The following is an 18570-nucleotide window of genomic DNA, read 5'->3' as shown; positions in this document are numbered from 1 at the left end:
CTCTTATGTTGCCTGATGTAAATTTCTATAAGCCATGTTCTGTTCACAAGTAGATCAGGAAGCTACTTGATCGGTAATCATCTATCTGCATTACTGCCCCGACGAATTCGTTCATTTCCGATTCGTCAAGTGCCCCTACCAATGTTTGGGTTGCTCGCTCGAGGGGTTTACCGCGTTCCACTTGAAGGGTTTCCCATTCAACTTCGTCACTGTGGCACTTTTCAGGATGACTCAAGCCTAGACTAAGTCCTTAGCTTTTTTGTCCGCCGTCTGAGCCTTAGCTTATGGTTTCGCTAAGCACGATCACTACAAGCCTCTCAGCTTGTGCGAGCATGGACTTTCCTCAGATACCTCGGGGTACCCGCGATTACCCGAAATTTACAATGTTCAACTCTAGAATTCTACCGTAAATACGATTAAATTGCTAGTGTTTTCTGTTGACTTTTATTCGCTACGGTAAATACGAGTTTCTTCAACAGGGTCTTCTTGATAGTTCTCATTTTGTTTGCGAATGCTTTGTCCGTAGACCGTTTTTTCCAGTTTAGAAAGGCGCTTGAGTATATCGTAGTTAGTCGTTGCCGCTTGACTAGAACTCCTGCTAGTGTTGTTCGTCTGTTTGCTTTCACTTTCGATATTTTGTTTTAAGCGATTATTTTCTTGGCGTAAAAAGGCTAGTTCCTTTTCATAGGATTCATAGTCACGAATAATTAAATCTAAAAACGCGTCAACTTCTTCGGTATTAAAGCCACGCAAGGCTGGTTTAAATTCTTTTTGTAGTATATCTTTGGTTGTTAAGTTACGAGCAGACATTCCAGACACCTCAAATTAGTAATAATTGTAATAAAACCATTATAGCATAAAAGAAGATCTATTAAGACTGGGTCTCTTGGGTTTAAGAAAATTATTAAGAAATTTTTTTGATTGACCAATAACTGTTATAATAAATTTAATTATAAAAATTCGCTTTCCTAATCAATAGACATTTTATTTTAAATAGGGGAGCAAGGGATAGTTAAAAAGGAGATTGACATGCCAAATACACGTTTTTATTCCTTAGCAAAGTACCTTCAAGAACAACTAGAAAAAGAGCCCAGCGCTTTTCCTTGGCGCCTAATTGAAGATGGCCAGCGAGGCGAACTATTATTACAATTTTTTATTGCTAACCCAGCTGGTGAATACCGTACTGCTCCAGTGACTTTTGAGGATCATTTTGGCCAATACTATAATGATCTCGATTATTATGCCCTGAGCTTTTCATTTTCCAAACATGCTAGGAAGAATGATAGTCAAAGTAACCACATTGTCATTCCCGCTAATCAAGCGCCTAATGCTTTTGAAAAGTCATATATTGACGCTTGCTTACAACTTATTCACCAACTTGTTAATGAAACCGCTCACCAATTACGGGGCTTAGAAGCTAATGTACGCCAGCAAATGACAATTCATTGGTCCACTAAAGCCTTAGCAACCATTATTGATAACTTGAAGGTAGCCAATCGTTACGATGCTTCCTTACTCTGTTTCTAGAGGGAGGAGTGAGATTATGGACTGGTTAGAAATAATTATACATTGTCAAAATATTCCCTCTGACTTGGTATCGGATTGTTTAATGGCGCTCGGTTCTAATGGGGTCGCTATCCAAGATATCGAAGATTATTTAAAGCTTCCCTCAGCCTTTGGTGTCTTTAAAAGCGATGATGTCCTAGAAAAATATGGGGACTCCCCCATTGTAAAAGGCTATTTTTCAGCCGAAACGGACCAAGCTGCCTTAAAAGAAGTGGTTGCCGAAAAATTACAGGCACTTGATCCTGCTTGGTCCTCACAAGGACTAAGCATTAACCGCCTGGAAGACCAATCATGGGCGTCGAACTGGCAAGACTATTATCAACCGATTCAAGTCAATCATTGGTTATCAATTATTCCGGTTTGGGAAAAAGACAGTCAACAGGCTGATTCCAATGCTATTTATTTGGATCCGGGCATGGCTTTCGGCACCGGAGACCATCCCACGACCCAGTTAGCCATTCATTTAATGGGGCTTGTCTTACAAAAGGGTGATCGGGTGATTGATGTGGGGACCGGTTCAGGTATTTTAGCGATTACGGCAAAACGCTTAGAGGCTCAAAGTGTCGCTGCCTATGACTATGATGAGAGCATTATCGAAACTGCTAAGGCTAATATCAACCTCAATGCTGGCATGGATCAGGTGACTGTTCAGTCTAACGATAAGCTCAACGGTATCCATGACCAGGTAGATGTGATCACTGCCAATATTTTAGCGGATATTCTCCTGCCGCTCATCCCCCAAGCCTATGACAACTTAAAAGATAATGGATCTTTTATCTTATCCGGCATCTACTATACTGAAGTTGACAAGCTAAAGGATGCATTAATTGCTAATGATTTCTATCTCCCTTGGATTATGCGGGCAGGGGATTGGTATGGGATTTTAGCCAAAAAAGGTAGAGAACATAAGGATAAGAATAGTTTGTAAGTAAATGATTGCCTACATTCATTCAGGCGCGTTATAATGGATATAATATACTTAGATATCTGTCTAAAAGATCTTGTAGAATGGAGGGCTTCTTATGTCAGAAATTAAAAACAAAAGTAAAGAAGAAGTCATCGCTTCATGTGAACAATATATGCCTGAAGATAAAGTAGCTATGATAAAAAAAGCCTGTGCTTTTGCGGAGAGGGCGCATGAAGGACAAAAACGTAAATCGGGGGAACCGTTTTTTATCCATCCCACCCAAGTGGCCAGTATTCTGGCTGATTTACAAATGGACCCGGATACTGTAGCCACTGGTTTCTTGCATGATGTGGTTGAAGATACTGGTATTACTTTAGATGATATAGAATACTTTTTCTCTAAAACCATTGCCACTTTGGTTGATGGGGTGACGAAGTTAGGAAAGGTGAAGTATCGTTCGAAAGAGGAACAGCTAGCTGAAAACCACCAAAAGCTCCTCTTAGCCATGGCCAATGATTTGCGGGTAATTGTGGTCAAACTGGCTGACCGTTTACATAATATGCGCACCTTAAAATGGCACCGTCCTGAAAAGCAAGTCAGCATTTCCGAAGAAACCCTCGATATCTATGCCCCTTTAGCTGACCGTCTAGGGATGAGTCAGATCAAATGGGAACTAGAGGACACCTGTTTGCGCTATATTAATCCCGAGGCTTATTACCAGATCGTTCACTTGATGAACTCAAAACGAGAAGAACGGGAAGCTTATATTGACGCGACGATTGATGTTTTAAATAAATATGTCAAGCCCATTATTGATGGCGAATACGATATCTATGGCCGTCCTAAGCATATCTATTCCATCTATAAAAAGATGCACCAGCAAAAGAAAACCTTTGACGAAATTTATGACCTCCTAGCTATCCGTGTCTTGGTTCCTAGCGTAAAGGATTGCTATGCTGTCTTAGGCATTGTCCATACCAGCTGGAAGCCTCTACCTGGACGCTTCAAGGACTATATCGCTATGCCTAAGGCCAATGGCTACCAATCTCTCCATACCACGGTCTTAGGTGAACATGGCCAACCTGTTGAAATTCAAATTAGAACCTTTGATATGCATGAGGTGGCTGAGTATGGGGTAGCAGCTCACTGGGCTTACAAAAAAGGGGTTACCGACAAGGTAGAAACTGACGATTTAGATAAACAATTAGAGTGGTTCCATCAAATTGAGGATTTACAAGACGATTCGGATGATGCCACTCAGTTTGTGGAAAGCGTTAAAGAGGATATCTTTAAGGATAAGGTCTATGTCTTTACCCCCAAAGGTGATGTGAGCGAATTACCCTCAGGCGCCAGCCCACTGGATTTTGCTTATCAAATCCATACCGAAGTCGGGCATAGTACGGTAGGAGCTAAGGTTAACGGAAAGATTGTTCCTTTGAACTATGGCTTACATACCGGTGATATTGTTGAAATCTTAACCTCTAAGAATTCTGCTGGTCCTAGTCGGGACTGGGTGAATTTCGTGGTGACTAATCGGGCTAAAAATAAGATTAAACGGCATTTTAAATTATTAGATCGTGATGAAAATATTGAACGTGGCCGGGAAGCCGTGATTAAAACCGTTAAAGAGATGGACTTTTCCTTTAATGAATTATTCAACAAGGATATGCAGGCTAAATGTTTGGAACGCTTTAATTTTTCAAGTATCGACGACTTATTTGCAGCAGTGGGCTTTGGTGAACTATCCGCTTCCGCTGTCGCCAATAAGATCACTGAAAATGAACGGAAACGCCGTGATAAAGAAGAGCACCAGTCGAAACTGGAAGATTTCCTCCAAGAAGAAGAGGAGCGTAAAAATAACGGTCAATCCAGCCGGGGGGGCAAGTCCGAGCGGATGGCCGTTCGCCACAATGATGGAATTGTGGTGGAAGGTGAAGATAATGTTCTCTTCCGCCTAGCTCATTGCTGCAACCCCATACCAGGTGATGAAATTATTGGCTTTATCACCATGGGACGGGGGGTAACCATTCACCGCCAAGACTGTCAAAATATCCAAAATATGAATGAGGTTCAATCTCAACGATTGATTGAAGTCTATTGGGAAGACGCGGCTACCCACAATAATTCCTATGCCGTAGAAATTATGATCGATGGATTTGACCGTAACGGTTTTCTTAACGATATCTTGCAGGTTATTACGCCTTTGGTAACCAATATTTCTAACGTCAACGGAAATGTTGATCATAAGACCAATAACTTGAAGGTACGCATTAGAATTGTTATTCAAAGTTTAGACCAGCTAGAAAAGATTATTGACCGCATTAAAAATGTTCCCGATGTTTATGATGTTGAACGGGTTTAGTGAATGTCTTTAAAATGTCAGTGATCGATGAGAGAATAGTTGAGTGAATAAAAATTTATTGAATAGAAAGGGAGATTTTTTGCGAATTGTTATCCAACGGGCTAAAGAGGCTAGTGTAAGTATTGATGGCGAAACAGTCGGTCACATTGACCATGGCTTTGTGCTCCTCGTGGGTGTCCATGATAGTGATACTGAAGAGACCGTTAAATATATGGCTAAAAAGATTGCCAAAATGCGAATTTTTGCTGATGAAAACGATAAATTGAACTTGGATATTAATCAAGTTGGCGGGAAGATCTTATCGATTTCTCAATTTACCCTCTATGCGAGAACCAAGAAGGGCAACCGACCAAGCTTTATTGATGCGGCTAAAGCAGACCATGGAGATGCCATCTATCAACAACTGAATGAAGAACTTCGCAAGAGCTATGGTTTAGAAGTTGAAACTGGCCAGTTTGGAGCAGATATGCAGGTTCAATTAACTAATGACGGTCCGATAACGATTATCTTAGATTCAGATGAATAACTTGCACGATTTTATTCGATAAAATGAAAACTCACTCAAGAATTTTAAATCCTGAGTGAGTTTTTTTCTGTCATTATTTACTTTATTCTTGGTAATTAATAATTAAGGCATTGAGAATGCTTTGGGCAACTTTTTGGTAATATTCATCTTGGCTAAAGGCCTTGACATCATTTGGATTACTCATGTAGCCCAATTCAATCAGAATAGCAGGGGGTCTTGAATCACGAATGACTTGGAAATTACCGAAACGAGTGCCATTACTTGCCAGGGGCATTTTTTCCATCAATTGCGCTTGGACATTTTCACTTAAAGGAATAGAAGCGTCATCATAGTAGTAAACGGTGGTTCCCGATACTGTCGTTTCTTCAGCAGCATCATAGTGAAGACTAATGAAGGCATCCGCTTGGGCTTGATTATAGATGTCTGCACGCGGCGCTAGGTCAACGAAAGTATCATCTTCCCGAGTCATTAAGACATTAACTCCATAATCTTCGAGCAGCCCTTTAACAACTTGGGCGGTTTTTAGGGTGACATTTTTTTCCTGTTTATCACCGCGTATGGCTCCTGGGTCACTCCCCCCGTGACCAGGGTCTAAGACAATGGTTTTCCCTTTAATGGTTGAGGTATTGGCTAGGGATTTTGCCTTCTCTTCCATGGCGGTTGAATCCGATTCTGCTAACCAATTGGCTAGGTAACCTTCCGTACCGTCTTGGGCTTTGACATGGTAATAGGCACCTTCTTGGCCAAGATAGGCAAATTTTTCATGGATTTGACCCTTATAGATAATTTCTGAGTCATTACTTGCCTGGCTGCGGATATGGACACCGGCAGCGGTAGCGGTCACTGAGGCGTCATAATTAGCTAAGAAAGCGTCTGTTGCTGCTTTTTCTTCCTTAGTCTGTTGGCGTCCTGGGGCTTGGGTAATGACTCCCGGAGTGATTTCAATTTGATTTTGGGGAATCCAGCCAATGTCGTCCTTGTATTGGATATTGATCATATCACCCGACTGGTAGAGGATATTATATTTTTCATTATCATTGGCTTGGCCAATCACTTGAGAATTGGTGGAATCATCTTGATAAACATTAACCTGGTCGGATAAAACCGTGGCAATAAATCCTGTTCCTGCCTTCGCTTCTTCTTCATTATTAGCTAAGCTATCATTAGCTAACCAATTGGGAATCCAGCCGCTTTGACCATTATCAAGGATGATATGCTTCCAGTCGTGCTTTTCTTCAAGCACCTGATATTGACTTCCTTGGTCAATTTGCTGGGAGATATCATAGGTGATTCCGGGACCATTTCGCATATTAATGACACCAGTGGTCACTTCTTTGGTCGACTTGACTTTAACGTGATAAATCAGGGCAAAAGCAATAATGAATAAGGTCAGAATAATAATAGAGAAAACTAAATAGGTATTTTTTTTCTTATCTTTTGTTTGTGAAGGAGAATTTTTGGACAAGAGTTGAACCCCCTTAGAACTTTCTTTTAAGTCTAGCCTTTTTTAAGAGATGATAGATTTTCGAATAAATAATAAGTGTTGGAAAGAATACATATGATTCATTATAATAAAAATTCCTAATAAAAACAGCGGAAACTTATTAAATCAGTTGACATTTTTAAGACAATTAGGTAATCTTACTAAGGAATACCTATGACGGGGATGCAAGTAAAGCATTAGATAAGTGTGGTTTAGAGAGAGTGATATTTGCTGGGAGTCACTTCGTACACTTTTAGACAACCCCTGAGGTGGATAGTGCAAAGCTATTCCGTTATCGCGCGTTAGTCGACAAGGGTAGTAAGACTACTAAACTAAGGTGGTACCACGATTGTCATCGTCCTTATTTCTGAACAGAAATAGGGGCGTTTTTTATTACCACTAAATATTTAAAGGAGGCAGGATATGATTCAAAAACCTAAAGGGACTGTGGATATTTTACCGGGTCAAGTTGAAATTTGGCAAGCAATTGAAAAAACAGCCCGAGATATTATGGCCAAATATCGCTTTAATGAAATTCGCACACCCATGTTTGAATCTTATGATCTTTTTGCTCGTGGTGTAGGAGAAACAACTGACGTCGTCACTAAGGAAATGTATGATTTCTATGATAAAGGTGACCGTCATATTGCTTTGAAACCTGAAGGAACAGCACCCATTGTGCGGGCCTTTATTGAAAATAAACTGTATGGCCCTGAACACATTAAGCCTTATAAGGTCTATTACATTAGTCCCATGTTTCGTTATGAGCGTCCCCAAGGTGGCCGGCAACGTCAATTTCATCAGTTAGGGGTTGAGGTTTTTGATGGGAAAACTGCCCTTAGTGATGTTGAAACGATTGCTTTAGCTTGGGAAATTCTTGAAACTCTTGGAGTAAAAGACTTGAAGTTAGTGATTAATTCCCTAGGCGACAATGAAGCGCGTTTGGACTACCGTGAAGCCTTAATTAATTACTTAAAACCTTTTGAAGAGGAACTGAGCGAAGATTCTAAGACCCGTCTTTATCAAAATCCTTTGCGCGTGCTTGATAGTAAGGACCCCAAGGATAAGGAAATTGTTAAAGATGCGCCCAACATTCTTGATTATTTATCAGAAGCTTCTAAAGAGCGTTTTGAACAAGTCCAAAGCTTATTAGCAGCCCTTAATATTCCTTATCAAATTGACTCTAATATGGTTCGCGGTCTCGACTATTACCAAGATACTATTTTTGAAATTATGACTAATAGTGAAGTCTTTGGTGCGGAAACTACCATTTGTGGTGGGGGTTCATATTCCGGATTAGTGAAAGAACTTTCCGAAGGTCGGGAAGATGTGCCGGGATTCGGTTTTGCGATTGGGATGGAACGCTTGATTTTATTACTGGAAGCACAAAAATCAGATTTAGCAGTTGAAAATCCTCTCGATATCTATCTGGTCACCATTGGGCAAAGCGTTGTGAGTGAAGCTTTACAAATTGTTCAAGCCTTAAGACGCCAAGGCTTAAATGTTGAATTTGACCTCAACCAACGTAAGCCTAAGAAACAATTTCGTGATGCAGACCGCCATGGTGCCGCCTATACCTTAACTTTAGGTGAAAGTGAGCTAGCGGATAAAAATATTAATGTGAAGAATATGACTTCTGGTCAAGAGCGTCACTTCGCTATTGATGATGTGATTGAACACTTTGACCAGGTAAAAGAAGCAATGAAAGAAGGAAATGATTAATGAAAAGAACAAGTTATTGTGGCCTCGTTTCTAATGAAATGATCGGCCAAGAAGTGACCTTAAAGGGTTGGGTACAACGTCGCCGTGACTTAGGTGGAGTTATCTTTGTCGATATGCGTGACCGCGAAGGCTTTGTCCAAGTGGTATTTAATGAAGCCAACCTGGGCGATCATTTTAATCGGGCAGAAAAATTACGTTCTGAATATGTAATCGAAGTCCAAGGACAAGTTGTCGCTCGGGCAGAAGGGGAAATTAACCCTAAAATAAAAAATGGGGATATTGAAGTGATGGCCAGTGATTTGACCATTCTCAATCGCGCTAAAACACCACCATTCCCTGTAGAAGATACTATCGATGTTAATGAAGATAAACGGATGCAATACCGTTATATCGACTTACGCCGTCAGAGAATGCAAGATAATATCCGCTTACGGTCTCAAGTGACCCACGCCATTCGTTCATTCTTAGACCAAGATGGCTTTTTAGATATTGAAACCCCTTACTTATCAAAATCAACTCCAGAAGGGGCGCGTGACTATTTAGTACCTTCCCGGGTTCATCCAGGTGAATTCTATGCCTTACCTCAATCACCACAATTATTAAAACAACTTTTAATGGCCAGTGGCTTTGACCGCTATTATCAAATTGTGCGTTGTTTTAGAGATGAGGACCTCCGTGGGGACCGCCAACCTGAATTTACCCAGGTCGACTTAGAAACCAGCTTCCTGAGCCAAGAAGAAATTCGGGATATCGTCGAAAACATGTTAAAAGCAGTCATGAAACAAGTTAAAGGCCTTGACATGACAGAAGATTTCCCAGTGATTTCTTATGATGAAGCCATGAGCCGCTATGGTTCTGATAAACCTGATACTCGCTTTGGATTAGAATTGGTTGATTTATCAGATATCGTTGACCAATATGATTTTAAGGTCTTCAATATGGCCATTGAAAATGGGGGAATTGTTAAGGGAATTAATATTAAGGGAGCTGCTGATCAATATTCAAGAAAAGATCTGGATGGCTTGACCCCTTACACCAAACCATTTGGCTCAAAAGGGATCGCTTGGATTAAAGTGACTGAAGATGGACTAACAGGGCCAATTGGTAAATTCTTTAAAGAAAACCCACAACCATTAATGGAACGGATGAATGCTGAACCAGGGGACATTTTGGCCTTCTCTGCTGACCAAGCTTCGGTAGTTAACGCTTCATTAGGGGAAGTCCGGTTAAAATTTGGTCGTGAATTAGACTTGATGGATAAGAATCAATTTAATTTCTTATGGGTAGTTGACTGGCCTTTATTAGAATACAATGCTGATGAAAAACGTTATACTGCCATGCACCACCCCTTCACTATGCCAAATGAAGAAGATCTTGACCGTTTAGAAAGTGAACCTGAATCTGTCTATTCTCAAGCCTATGATATTGTTTTGAATGGTTATGAAATTGGTGGAGGTTCGATCCGTATTCACCAAAAAGAGGTTCAATTAGCTATGCTAAAGGCTTTAGGATTTTCAGAAGAAAAAGCTAACCAACAATTTGGTTTCTTATTAGATGCTTTGGATTATGGTTTCCCTCCTCATGGTGGTTTAGCGATTGGCTTAGACCGCTTAGTGATGCTCTTAGCCGGAGAAGACAATATTCGTGAAGTGATGGCCTTTCCTAAGAATGGTCGTGCGGTGGATGTGCTCACCGATGCTCCAAGTCCTGTTTCTGACAAGCAATTGGATGAACTTAATTTAGAAGTGACTAAAATTGACCTTGACTAATTCCTGCTTGCAAGAAAATTCCTGATTAAGTAAGAAATAAATGTAACTATTAGTCAGAGAGAAAAGGTGAGGAAAATGAATAAAAAAAGCTGGATCGTTGTCATTGTGGCCGCACTAATCCTATTCTTTGGTGTCCAAAGTGCAGCTGTGCGTGAGAAAGAAGCTGATTTGGATGATGCGATCTCAAATAAATTCTTTGCTAGTGATAAAACCATCGAAGAGGGCGATAGCAATTCTCAAATTGCCGTCCTCCAGGTCAATGGGACTATCGCTGATACGGGAGATCAAAACTCTTTGTTTTCAGCTAATCAAAGCTATGATCACCAAGGAACCCTGTCTGCTATTAAAAAAATAAAAGAAGATAATAAAGTTAAAGCTTTGCTTCTAGAAGTTGATTCCCCAGGTGGAGCCGTTTACGAGAGTGTTGAGCTCTACCGAGCTTTAAAGGACTTGAAGGAAAGTCGCCAAATTCCTATCTACGTCAGCATGAAGTCCATGGCCGCTAGCGGGGGATATATGATTTCAATGGCTGCAGATAAGATCTTTGCTGATACGGAAACGACTACTGGGTCAATCGGTGTCATTCTTTCCACTTTTAATATCAGTAAGTTACTAGAGGAACATGGTATTAAACCTGAAGTCTTTAAATCGGGAGACCATAAGGACCTATTATCGATGTATAGAGACCCTAGTGATGAAGACCGGGAAATTATCAATAATATTTTAAAAGAATCCTATGATCGCTTTGTAAAAATTGTAGCCGAGGGCCGGGGAATGAATGAGGATGAAGTCCGTAAATTAGCTGACGGGCGCATTTATTCAGGCCAACAAGCCTTGGATAAGCACTTGATTGATGCCATTGGTTACCGTCAAGATGCCTTAGAGGCCTTAAAGGCTGACCACGATTTAGAAGGTGGCCGGGTTTACTTAGTAAGTACTGACGAAGACCAACAACAATTTAGCAGGTTAATTCGTCGCTTTAGCCAAGCTATTCCTTTGAGTAAGTTATGGAAAGCAGATACACCAGCTAATGAAATTGAAGCGGTTAAGGAACTAACTGACCAAGCTCCACGTCCATATTATCTCTACGGAGGTGAATAAGATGTTTGGTAAAAAGAAAAAAACAGATAATAAGCAAAATATTGATATTTCTGGCTTAAATGATGAACTTTACCAAGGTAGCTTAGAAAATAAATCGGCTCCAGAAGAGGGCTATAAGACCACTTGTTTTCCTAGTTATTCTGAGTCAGTTGATCAATTGCCTCGCCAGGTTTATGGAGATTTTTGGCAACGTTTATTGGCCTATTGCTTAGATTATCTATTTATTAAAGCCTTAGTAAGTATCCTGTTAGCACTTGCCAGTCTATTTTTAAGTAGAGACTTACTTGAACAAGGCGATTTAGTGAATTTCCTAGCGGTTAATTTTATCTGGGTTTTATATTTTACCTTGTCGACTTATCTCCTTAATGGACAAAGTTTAGGCAAATTTTTCTGTCGCTTAAGAGTTGTTAAGGCTGATGAAAGTCGTTTATCATTGGGAACCTGCCTGATACGTGAAGGTTTAGGGAAAGTTATCCTGCGCCAGTTCCCAATTCTAGCCCTAGTTATTGTTTTCACGCCTAAACGCGAAAACTTTATCGACTTTTTTACCGACACACGGGTGCTGTCTCTCAGCCAAATGGACTTAATTAATTATCCTAGTCCTTCCAAAAGTTAAGTTATAGGAAGTATGCCAATCAGAGTGATTAGCAAGTGTGTCATCAATTAACTCCTTATGGGAATATACAAAAGAGGTTGCGATGTATCGGTCGCAACCTCTTTTCAAAGTATATTTGCCTAGAAAATTTGTCACCTTATTTTTGTTGAGGCTTGAAGTTCATGAACATAAGAATAAGGGTAGCTGTTTCTTCAATGCTACGGTCAGCAACATTGATAATGGGACATTGCAGACGCTCATAAACCTCATTGGCATAGGCTAATTCTTTTTCAATGCGGTCATCGGCGCTATAAAGCCCTGATTCATCCACCCCATAGCTACGCATGCGTTCACGACGAAATTTATTTAGTACATTAATATCATTGGTGAGGCCGATGATTTTATTGGATTCAATTTTAAAAATTTCTTCAGGGAGTTGTGCTTCTGGGACTAAAGGTAAATTAGCTACTTTATAACCTTGGAAGGCCAGATAGATACTGAGGGGAGTCTTACTGGTACGCGAAATACCTAATAGAACGATATCCGCTTCCTCAAAACGGTTAGGGTAACGCCCATCATCATTTTGAACCGCAAATTCAAGGGCTTGAATACGTTTATAGTATTGGTCATTTAATTTATGACGCTGGCCGGGCTTTTGGGTAGAAGGCGTGCCAGATTCTTCACCAATCAGTTCAATAATGGGATGAAGGACGTTATAATAAAAAAGCCCATGATCTTGACAAAAGCGAGCAGCGGTTTGGTGAAGGTCTTCTTTAACAAAGCTCACTACGACATGGGCTTGATTGTCTCTAGCCGCTTCCAGAACAGGGATTAGCGAGTCCTCATGAAGAATGAAAGGAAAGCTCTTTATATTGATTTCAACATCAGGAAACTGTACCATTACACTATCTAAGAGATCAGTTGTTAATTGGCCGACTGCATCAGATAGTAAATAAAAATCTTTAATTTGTTTTTCTTCAGTCATTATTACACATCCTATTTCATCCATTATGTTTTAAAACAAATTATAACATGGCCATAAAGCAAATGCATGCTATAATAAATTAAATTGGGAGGGGTCTCTATGTCTGAATTTGTAAAAAATGCTATGAACCAATTAAATGATTTAGGTTATAAGTATACGCAAAGACGGGCGGATATGTTAGCGGTTTTTGACCAAGATATTAATCATTTTAAATCAGCCAAGGATGTCCAACAAGCCATGAAAAAAGACCATCCTAATATAAGTTTTGATACGATTTACAGGAATTTGCGCTTATTTACTGATTATGATCTATTAGAAGAAAATGAAATTGATGGGGAGATGGTATTCCGTCAACATTGTGATCCCATCTTAGGTCACCACCATCACTTCGTATGTAACCACTGCGGGAAAACCGTTCCCGTTCGTTTAGGTGATTTATCCTACTATAGCCAACAGCTTCCTGGCTATGAAATTAACGGGCATAGTTTTCAACTTTTTGGGCTCTGTCCTGACTGCTTAGCTGAAAGCGAAAAGCAGTCTTAATAAAGCATAAGAAAAACTCAGTCTCCTTATCAAATTCTCTGCCAGTCAAGGCAGAAAGGATTAGATAGGAGACTGAGTTTTTTAGTTAATTCTAGTAGTGATATTTTTCTTAGGAGACTTTAGCCTAAGGCGTTTGATCCATTTCTTTAGGACGATAAAGTTTGCGGGCAATAATTGGAGTAATAATCGAGCTGATAACTACCCCAAAAGCAATTTGAGCAGTAGCCGGAGCGACAAATTCTTGATAGCTAGGAATCACTGCACCAATAATAGCAGGAACTGAAACAGACATCCCAGCAATTGAAGACATGGCTAATGAGGTGACCCCATCTTCTTTTAAGAGGTAACGTTCAACTAAGACCATAATAAGAACCATAGGAATATAGAAGAGAATGGTTAAGAGCACGCCTTGTGGTCCTGCTTTGATGGCGTCGATTAAATTAATGTTAGCCCCAAAAGCAAAGCCCATGAAGGGGAGGGTAATTGCTGCTCCAGGTGCTAGATAATCCCGCATCTTAGGATCTAAATTGCCTAGTACTGCTCCAACGATGACAGGGATAATGGTTGAGATAATTGGGGTCCAATTAATGGCAGTGGTTTGAGAAATACTAAAAACTAACATAGGGTAAGCTGGGGTGCATAACAAGCCAACTAACCCAAAGGCACTGATGTCATCCTTAGTCCCATAATCACTCTCCAAGGCTAAGAATAAAGAAGGATTGGTGGAGGCGATAGCAGCAATATAAGCAATGGCTGATATTCCCCAAATCCCATCCATGTCAAAGAATTGAATAAACAAAAGTCCTAAAACAATATTAATGATGACCTTTACTAAGATAAGGACGCCTTCTTTTCTTAAGACCACACTTAAATGAGAGAGATCAATAGAAGCTCCCGAGCAAAGGCAAGCAAATCCGATAATGTAATTCAAACCATCGGCAGTAAAGATAGCTTGCGTAGCCCCACCAATTTCAAAAATACCGGGGGCAAAGGTACAAAATAATGCTGATATAAGCATAGGGACCAGTAAGAGACCGCCAGGAACTTTCTTCATAAAATCGTACATTAAATAACTCCTTATAGCTAATGATAAATAGGTTTAATTGCGCATTAAAGTCAATTATAAGCCTATTTTTTTTAATTACAAGATAATAAAAATGAAATTTACAATTAAATAATATAAAAGAGCGTATTGATATTTATATTATGTAAAAAGCGAACTATATTAAACGTTTTTATAAATTCGTCCGTAAAAATGTTGTTTTATGCTATAATCTGAGTTATACTTGTTTTGTAGTTAAAACGAACTTTTTATATTAGAGAGGTGCAAAATGTTCGGAAAGAAAGTTAAAACTTTAGTTATTGGTGCTTTAGCAGGTTTAGCGCTTGCTGGTTGTCAAGGTCAAAATGCCGGTACCAGTGGATCTTCGACTAGTGACAAATCAGCTAGTGATGAATATCGTATTGCCATGGTTACTGATGGGAATGGGATAGATGACCGCTCCTTCAACCAGTCAGCTTGGGAAGGAATGGAAAAATGGGCCAAGGATCATGGCTTTTCTGAAAATGCGCGTTCATTCTATCAATCACATTCAGAAGCAGATTTCATTCCTAACTTATCGACTGCAACAGCTGATAATTATAATATCGTATTTGGTATTGGCTCTTTTATGGTTGAGCCAATCCAAAAAATAGCAGAAACCAATCCTGACCAACACTATGGCTTAGTCGATGGACAAGTTGATCTGCCTAATGTGGTTTCATTATCCTTCAAAGATAACGAATCGGCTTATTTAGCTGGTGTCGCCGCTGCAAAATCGACTAAGAAAGATAAAGTTGGATTTATTGGCGGTATGAAAATTCCAGGCATTGAACGTTTTGAAGCTGGTTTTAAACAAGGGGTAAAAGATACTAAGCCTGAAGTTGAGGTTGATGTTCAATATGCGGATTCCTTTGGCGATGCTGCCCGTGGTCAACAAATTTCTTCTTCAATGTATCAAAACGGCATTGATATCATTTTTACAGCCGCAGGACAAACCGGGAACGGTGCCTTTACTGAAACCCGCAATCGCTTGGAAAATGGGGAAAAGGGCCTTTGGATTATTGGTTGTGACCGTGACCAATCGAGTGAAGGAGAATGGTCTCAAGGGAACTTTACCCTTGCTTCTACCTTAAAACTCATCGGTACGACAATCGCTAAGGTTACTGACCAATCCATGTCAGGAGACTTCCCTGGTGGACAAAGTCAATTTAATGGTGTTAAAGAAGGTGCAGTTGACTTAGTGGATACTAACTTAGATGAAGAAGCTAAGGCAGCTGTTAATGAAGCGCGTGAAGGCATCAAGAGCGACAAAATTACCGTACCTGAAAAGCTTGCTGATTTAAAATAGAAGGATGAATATCGTGTCAAAACAGAATTTAGCATTAGAAATTAAAGATATCAGTAAAAAATTTGGCGATTTTACTGCAAATGATCATATTTCCTTTAATGTTAAGCAAGGTGAAATTCATGCTTTATTGGGCGAAAATGGGGCAGGAAAATCAACCTTGATGAATATTTTGACAGGTTTATTGACCCCAACTAGTGGCGAGATTCTTATCAACCAAGAACAGGTGACGGTTAGCTCACCAGCAATTGCCTATGAAAAGGGGATCGGCATGGTTCACCAACACTTCATGCTTATTGATGATTTTACTGTGACTGAAAATATTATGCTGGGTGCTGAAATCACCCAGCATGGCTTTTTAAAGAAAGAGGATAGTGAAAAAGTTGTCAGTGAACTCAGTGAGAAGTATGATTTAAAAGTTGACCCAAGAGCGAAAATTAAAGACATCTCTGTAGGTATGCAACAAAGAGTTGAAATATTAAAATTACTCTACCGGGATGTTGATATTCTGATATTAGATGAACCGACTGGTGTCTTAACCCCGCAAGAGATCACTGAATTGATAAAAACTTTACGTCATTTAGCGGCTAAAGGAAAAGCAATTATTCTTATTTCTCATAAGTTAAGTGAAATCAAGGCTGCTGCAGACCGTTGCACCATTATTCGTCGTGGTAAAAAAATTGCCACCGTTGATGTGGACGAGGTCAGTGAACAAGAACTCGCCGATATGATGGTAGGTCGTAAGGTGCAAATCCATGTAAATAAAGAAGCTTCCCAGCTAGGTAATGAAGTCCTAAAGATAAAAGATCTAGTCCTGGAAAAACGTCATCAACCGATCCTAAGAGGGGTCAATTTAAACTTGTTTGCGGGCGAAATACTGGGAATCGCTGGTATTGATGGTAATGGTCAAAGTGAATTGATCGATGTTTTAACCGGATTAAGTGAAGCGACTCTGGGACATATTTATTTAGATGGAGAAGAAATTACCCATGATAATACTCGCCAGATCGCTGAAAAGGGGATGGGACATATTCCTGAAGATCGCCATAAACGCGGCTTAATCTTAGCAATGCCTATTTCTGATAACTTTATTTTACGTAATTACTATCAAAAACCCTTTAGTAAAAATTTGTTAATGCGCTCTGATGTGATTGAAAATAATGCTAAAGACCTAGTCAATAAGTACCATATTGCTATTCCTAATATTTCGGCAAAGGCTAGTCAGTTATCTGGAGGAAACCAACAGAAAATTGTTATTGCCCGTGAACTTGAAAACCACCCCAAAGTCTTGATTGCTGCTCAGCCTACTCGAGGATTAGATATTGGCGCGGTTGAAGAGGTTCATGAAAGATTATTGGAAGAGAGAGGTAAAGGGAAGGCTATTCTCTTAGTCAGCCAAGAATTGGATGAGTTGATGTCTTTATCTGATCGTATTGCTGTTATTCATCAGGGACAAATTACTGGTATTGTGGATAGCCAGGAGACCAACGAAACCGAATTAGGTTTATTGATGGCTGGAGAATCAATTGACACATTAGAAAAAGTAGGTGAGAACGGTGAATAATAGTAAAAAGATGTCCTATGCCTTAATTATTTCCTTGTTATCGATTGTTCTAGGATTTTTTGTTGGGGCTTTAATTATGCTATTCTTCGGTTACAATCCGATCCTTGCTTACCAAGCGATGATCGGGAAAGTGATCACTGGTCCTTATTTCTTAGGAGAGGCCTTTCGTGAAGCGACCGTTTTAACTTTTACTGGTTTATCATTTGCTCTAGCTGCTAAGGCTAATTTTTTTAACATTGGTATTCCAGGTCAGTACTTATTAGGTTGGATTGCTTCCGTTTGGTTTGCCCTAGCCAACCCCGATTTACCGCGAATAGCCCTAGTCCCACTATGCTTTCTAGTAGGAGCTTTTGCTGGAGGTTTTTGGGGATGTTTAGTAGGCGCTTTCAAAGCTTGGCGTGGCAGTAATGAAGTGATTACCACCATTATGCTGAATTATATTGCCCTGTATCTTACCAACTGGATTATCCGAGGCCCTTTGGGAAGCCAATTGAAAACACCGGAAATGACTGAAAATGCTAGTTTATCTTTAAAATGGCTCAGTGAATTAAGTAATGGCTCACGGTTAAATCTAGGAATATTTATTGCCTTTATTTTTATGGCTTTATACCACTTATATATAAATAAAACTATAAAAGGGTTTGAAACCCGGTCGATTGGCCTAAATCCGGAAGCTAGTCGTTACGCTGGAATGTCAATTAAAGAAAATATTATCTTAACCATGACTTTATCTGGCCTATGTGCAGGTGTTGGTGGTGTGATTACTGGCTTAGGGACTTTTCAAGGGATAACGATTCAAGGAACACTTCCTAGTGAAGGGTTTAATGGTATTGCTGTTGCTTTGTTAGGAATGAATCATCCACTAGGCATTTTCCTATCAGCTTTACTCTTTGGTATTCTAAATGTGGGATCGCGTTTTATGCCCAATAGTGCAGGGGTTCCTGATGAAATGGCCCAAGTGGTCATCGCATGTATAATCTTTTTTGTCGGGACAGCCTACATTGTTGATTGGGCAAAAAATAAGTTGCAAGCCATTAAACAAGTCAAGGGAAAGGAGTAA

At 39.9% G+C, this 18570-nt stretch carries 16 protein-coding genes and 1 other RNA gene; 12 read left to right on the top strand and 5 right to left on the bottom strand.

The window, feature by feature from the left end:
- Positions 1-23: 23 nt before the first annotated feature.
- Positions 24-379: RNase P RNA component class B (rnpB, locus tag DBT50_RS05275), an RNA gene on the bottom strand.
- 65 nt (positions 380-444) lie between these two features.
- Entirely contained in the window at positions 445-810 is a 366-nt protein-coding gene (gpsB, locus tag DBT50_RS05270; RefSeq protein ID WP_070560071.1) for a cell division regulator GpsB, read from the bottom strand.
- 219 nt (positions 811-1029) lie between these two features.
- Between gpsB and DBT50_RS05265 the strand changes: the two genes are divergently transcribed.
- The 4 genes from DBT50_RS05265 to dtd all read left to right on the top strand — a co-directional run bounded on the left by DBT50_RS05265 (position 1030) and on the right by dtd (position 5361).
- Positions 1030-1527, top strand: coding sequence for a hypothetical protein (locus DBT50_RS05265; protein WP_111853239.1), 498 nt, complete (start codon positions 1030-1032; stop codon positions 1525-1527).
- A 16-nt stretch (positions 1528-1543) separates the two neighbouring features.
- On the top strand, positions 1544-2494 hold the full coding sequence (gene prmA / locus DBT50_RS05260; RefSeq protein ID WP_181566076.1) for a 50S ribosomal protein L11 methyltransferase: 951 nt from the start codon (positions 1544-1546) through the stop codon (positions 2492-2494).
- Positions 2495-2588: 94 nt separating this feature from the next.
- Complete coding sequence (locus DBT50_RS05255; protein ID WP_111853237.1) at positions 2589-4835, top strand: RelA/SpoT family protein; 2247 nt, start codon at positions 2589-2591, stop codon at positions 4833-4835.
- Between the two features lie 79 nt (positions 4836-4914).
- Positions 4915-5361: a D-aminoacyl-tRNA deacylase gene (gene dtd / locus DBT50_RS05250; protein WP_111853236.1), complete on the top strand. Its 447-nt coding sequence runs from the start codon at positions 4915-4917 to the stop codon at positions 5359-5361.
- Between the two features lie 82 nt (positions 5362-5443).
- Here the strand turns inward: dtd and DBT50_RS05245 are convergent, their stop codons facing one another.
- Positions 5444-6826, bottom strand: a complete 1383-nt coding sequence (locus DBT50_RS05245; RefSeq protein ID WP_253286044.1) for an N-acetylmuramoyl-L-alanine amidase — start codon at positions 6824-6826, stop codon at positions 5444-5446.
- Between the two features lie 441 nt (positions 6827-7267).
- Here DBT50_RS05245 and hisS point away from each other — a divergent pair, with 441 nt between their 5' ends.
- The 4 genes from hisS (at position 7268) to DBT50_RS05225 (ending at position 12052) form a co-directional block, all read left to right on the top strand.
- On the top strand, positions 7268-8566 hold the full coding sequence (hisS, locus tag DBT50_RS05240; protein ID WP_111853235.1) for a histidine--tRNA ligase: 1299 nt from the start codon (positions 7268-7270) through the stop codon (positions 8564-8566).
- The gene (gene aspS / locus DBT50_RS05235) at positions 8566-10335 is read left to right on the top strand and encodes an aspartate--tRNA ligase (protein WP_111853234.1); all 1770 of its coding nucleotides are present in this window, start codon (positions 8566-8568) and stop codon (positions 10333-10335) included. The genes hisS and aspS overlap by 1 nt, the downstream gene beginning before the upstream one ends.
- 75 nt (positions 10336-10410) lie before the next feature.
- Positions 10411-11436, top strand: coding sequence for a signal peptide peptidase SppA (gene sppA / locus DBT50_RS05230; protein WP_111853233.1), 1026 nt, complete (start codon positions 10411-10413; stop codon positions 11434-11436).
- A gap of 1 nt (position 11437) precedes the next feature.
- Positions 11438-12052, top strand: coding sequence for an RDD family protein (locus tag DBT50_RS05225; RefSeq protein WP_111853232.1), 615 nt, complete (start codon positions 11438-11440; stop codon positions 12050-12052).
- A gap of 136 nt (positions 12053-12188) precedes the next feature.
- On the opposite strand, the gene DBT50_RS05220 is transcribed toward DBT50_RS05225, so the two are convergent.
- Entirely contained in the window at positions 12189-13016 is an 828-nt protein-coding gene (locus tag DBT50_RS05220; RefSeq protein WP_064292496.1) for a pyruvate, water dikinase regulatory protein, read from the bottom strand.
- Positions 13017-13115: 99 nt separating this feature from the next.
- On the opposite strand from DBT50_RS05220, the gene DBT50_RS05215 reads away from it, so the two are divergent.
- Positions 13116-13559: a Fur family transcriptional regulator gene (locus tag DBT50_RS05215; RefSeq protein WP_070560091.1), complete on the top strand. Its 444-nt coding sequence runs from the start codon at positions 13116-13118 to the stop codon at positions 13557-13559.
- A 124-nt stretch (positions 13560-13683) separates the two neighbouring features.
- Here the strand turns inward: DBT50_RS05215 and DBT50_RS05210 are convergent, their stop codons facing one another.
- The gene (locus DBT50_RS05210) at positions 13684-14625 is read right to left on the bottom strand and encodes a 2-keto-3-deoxygluconate permease (protein WP_102722954.1); all 942 of its coding nucleotides are present in this window, start codon (positions 14623-14625) and stop codon (positions 13684-13686) included.
- A gap of 265 nt (positions 14626-14890) precedes the next feature.
- Between DBT50_RS05210 and DBT50_RS05205 the strand changes: the two genes are divergently transcribed.
- Genes DBT50_RS05205 through DBT50_RS05195 form a run of 3 tightly spaced genes read left to right on the top strand, consistent with a single transcriptional unit; the run spans position 14891 to position 18570 of the window.
- Positions 14891-15949, top strand: a complete 1059-nt coding sequence (locus DBT50_RS05205; protein WP_102722955.1) for a BMP family lipoprotein — start codon at positions 14891-14893, stop codon at positions 15947-15949.
- A gap of 13 nt (positions 15950-15962) precedes the next feature.
- Positions 15963-17510, top strand: coding sequence for an ABC transporter ATP-binding protein (locus DBT50_RS05200; protein ID WP_102722956.1), 1548 nt, complete (start codon positions 15963-15965; stop codon positions 17508-17510).
- Positions 17503-18570, top strand: a complete 1068-nt coding sequence (locus tag DBT50_RS05195; protein ID WP_224785451.1) for an ABC transporter permease — start codon at positions 17503-17505, stop codon at positions 18568-18570. Before DBT50_RS05200 ends, DBT50_RS05195 begins: the two co-directional genes overlap by 8 nt.

The sequence above is a fragment of the Aerococcus tenax genome (assembly GCF_003286645.3).
Lineage (GTDB): Bacteria > Bacillota > Bacilli > Lactobacillales > Aerococcaceae > Aerococcus > Aerococcus tenax.
Note: the sequence above shows the minus strand (reverse complement) of the source record. Positions and strands in the feature narration are given on the sequence as shown.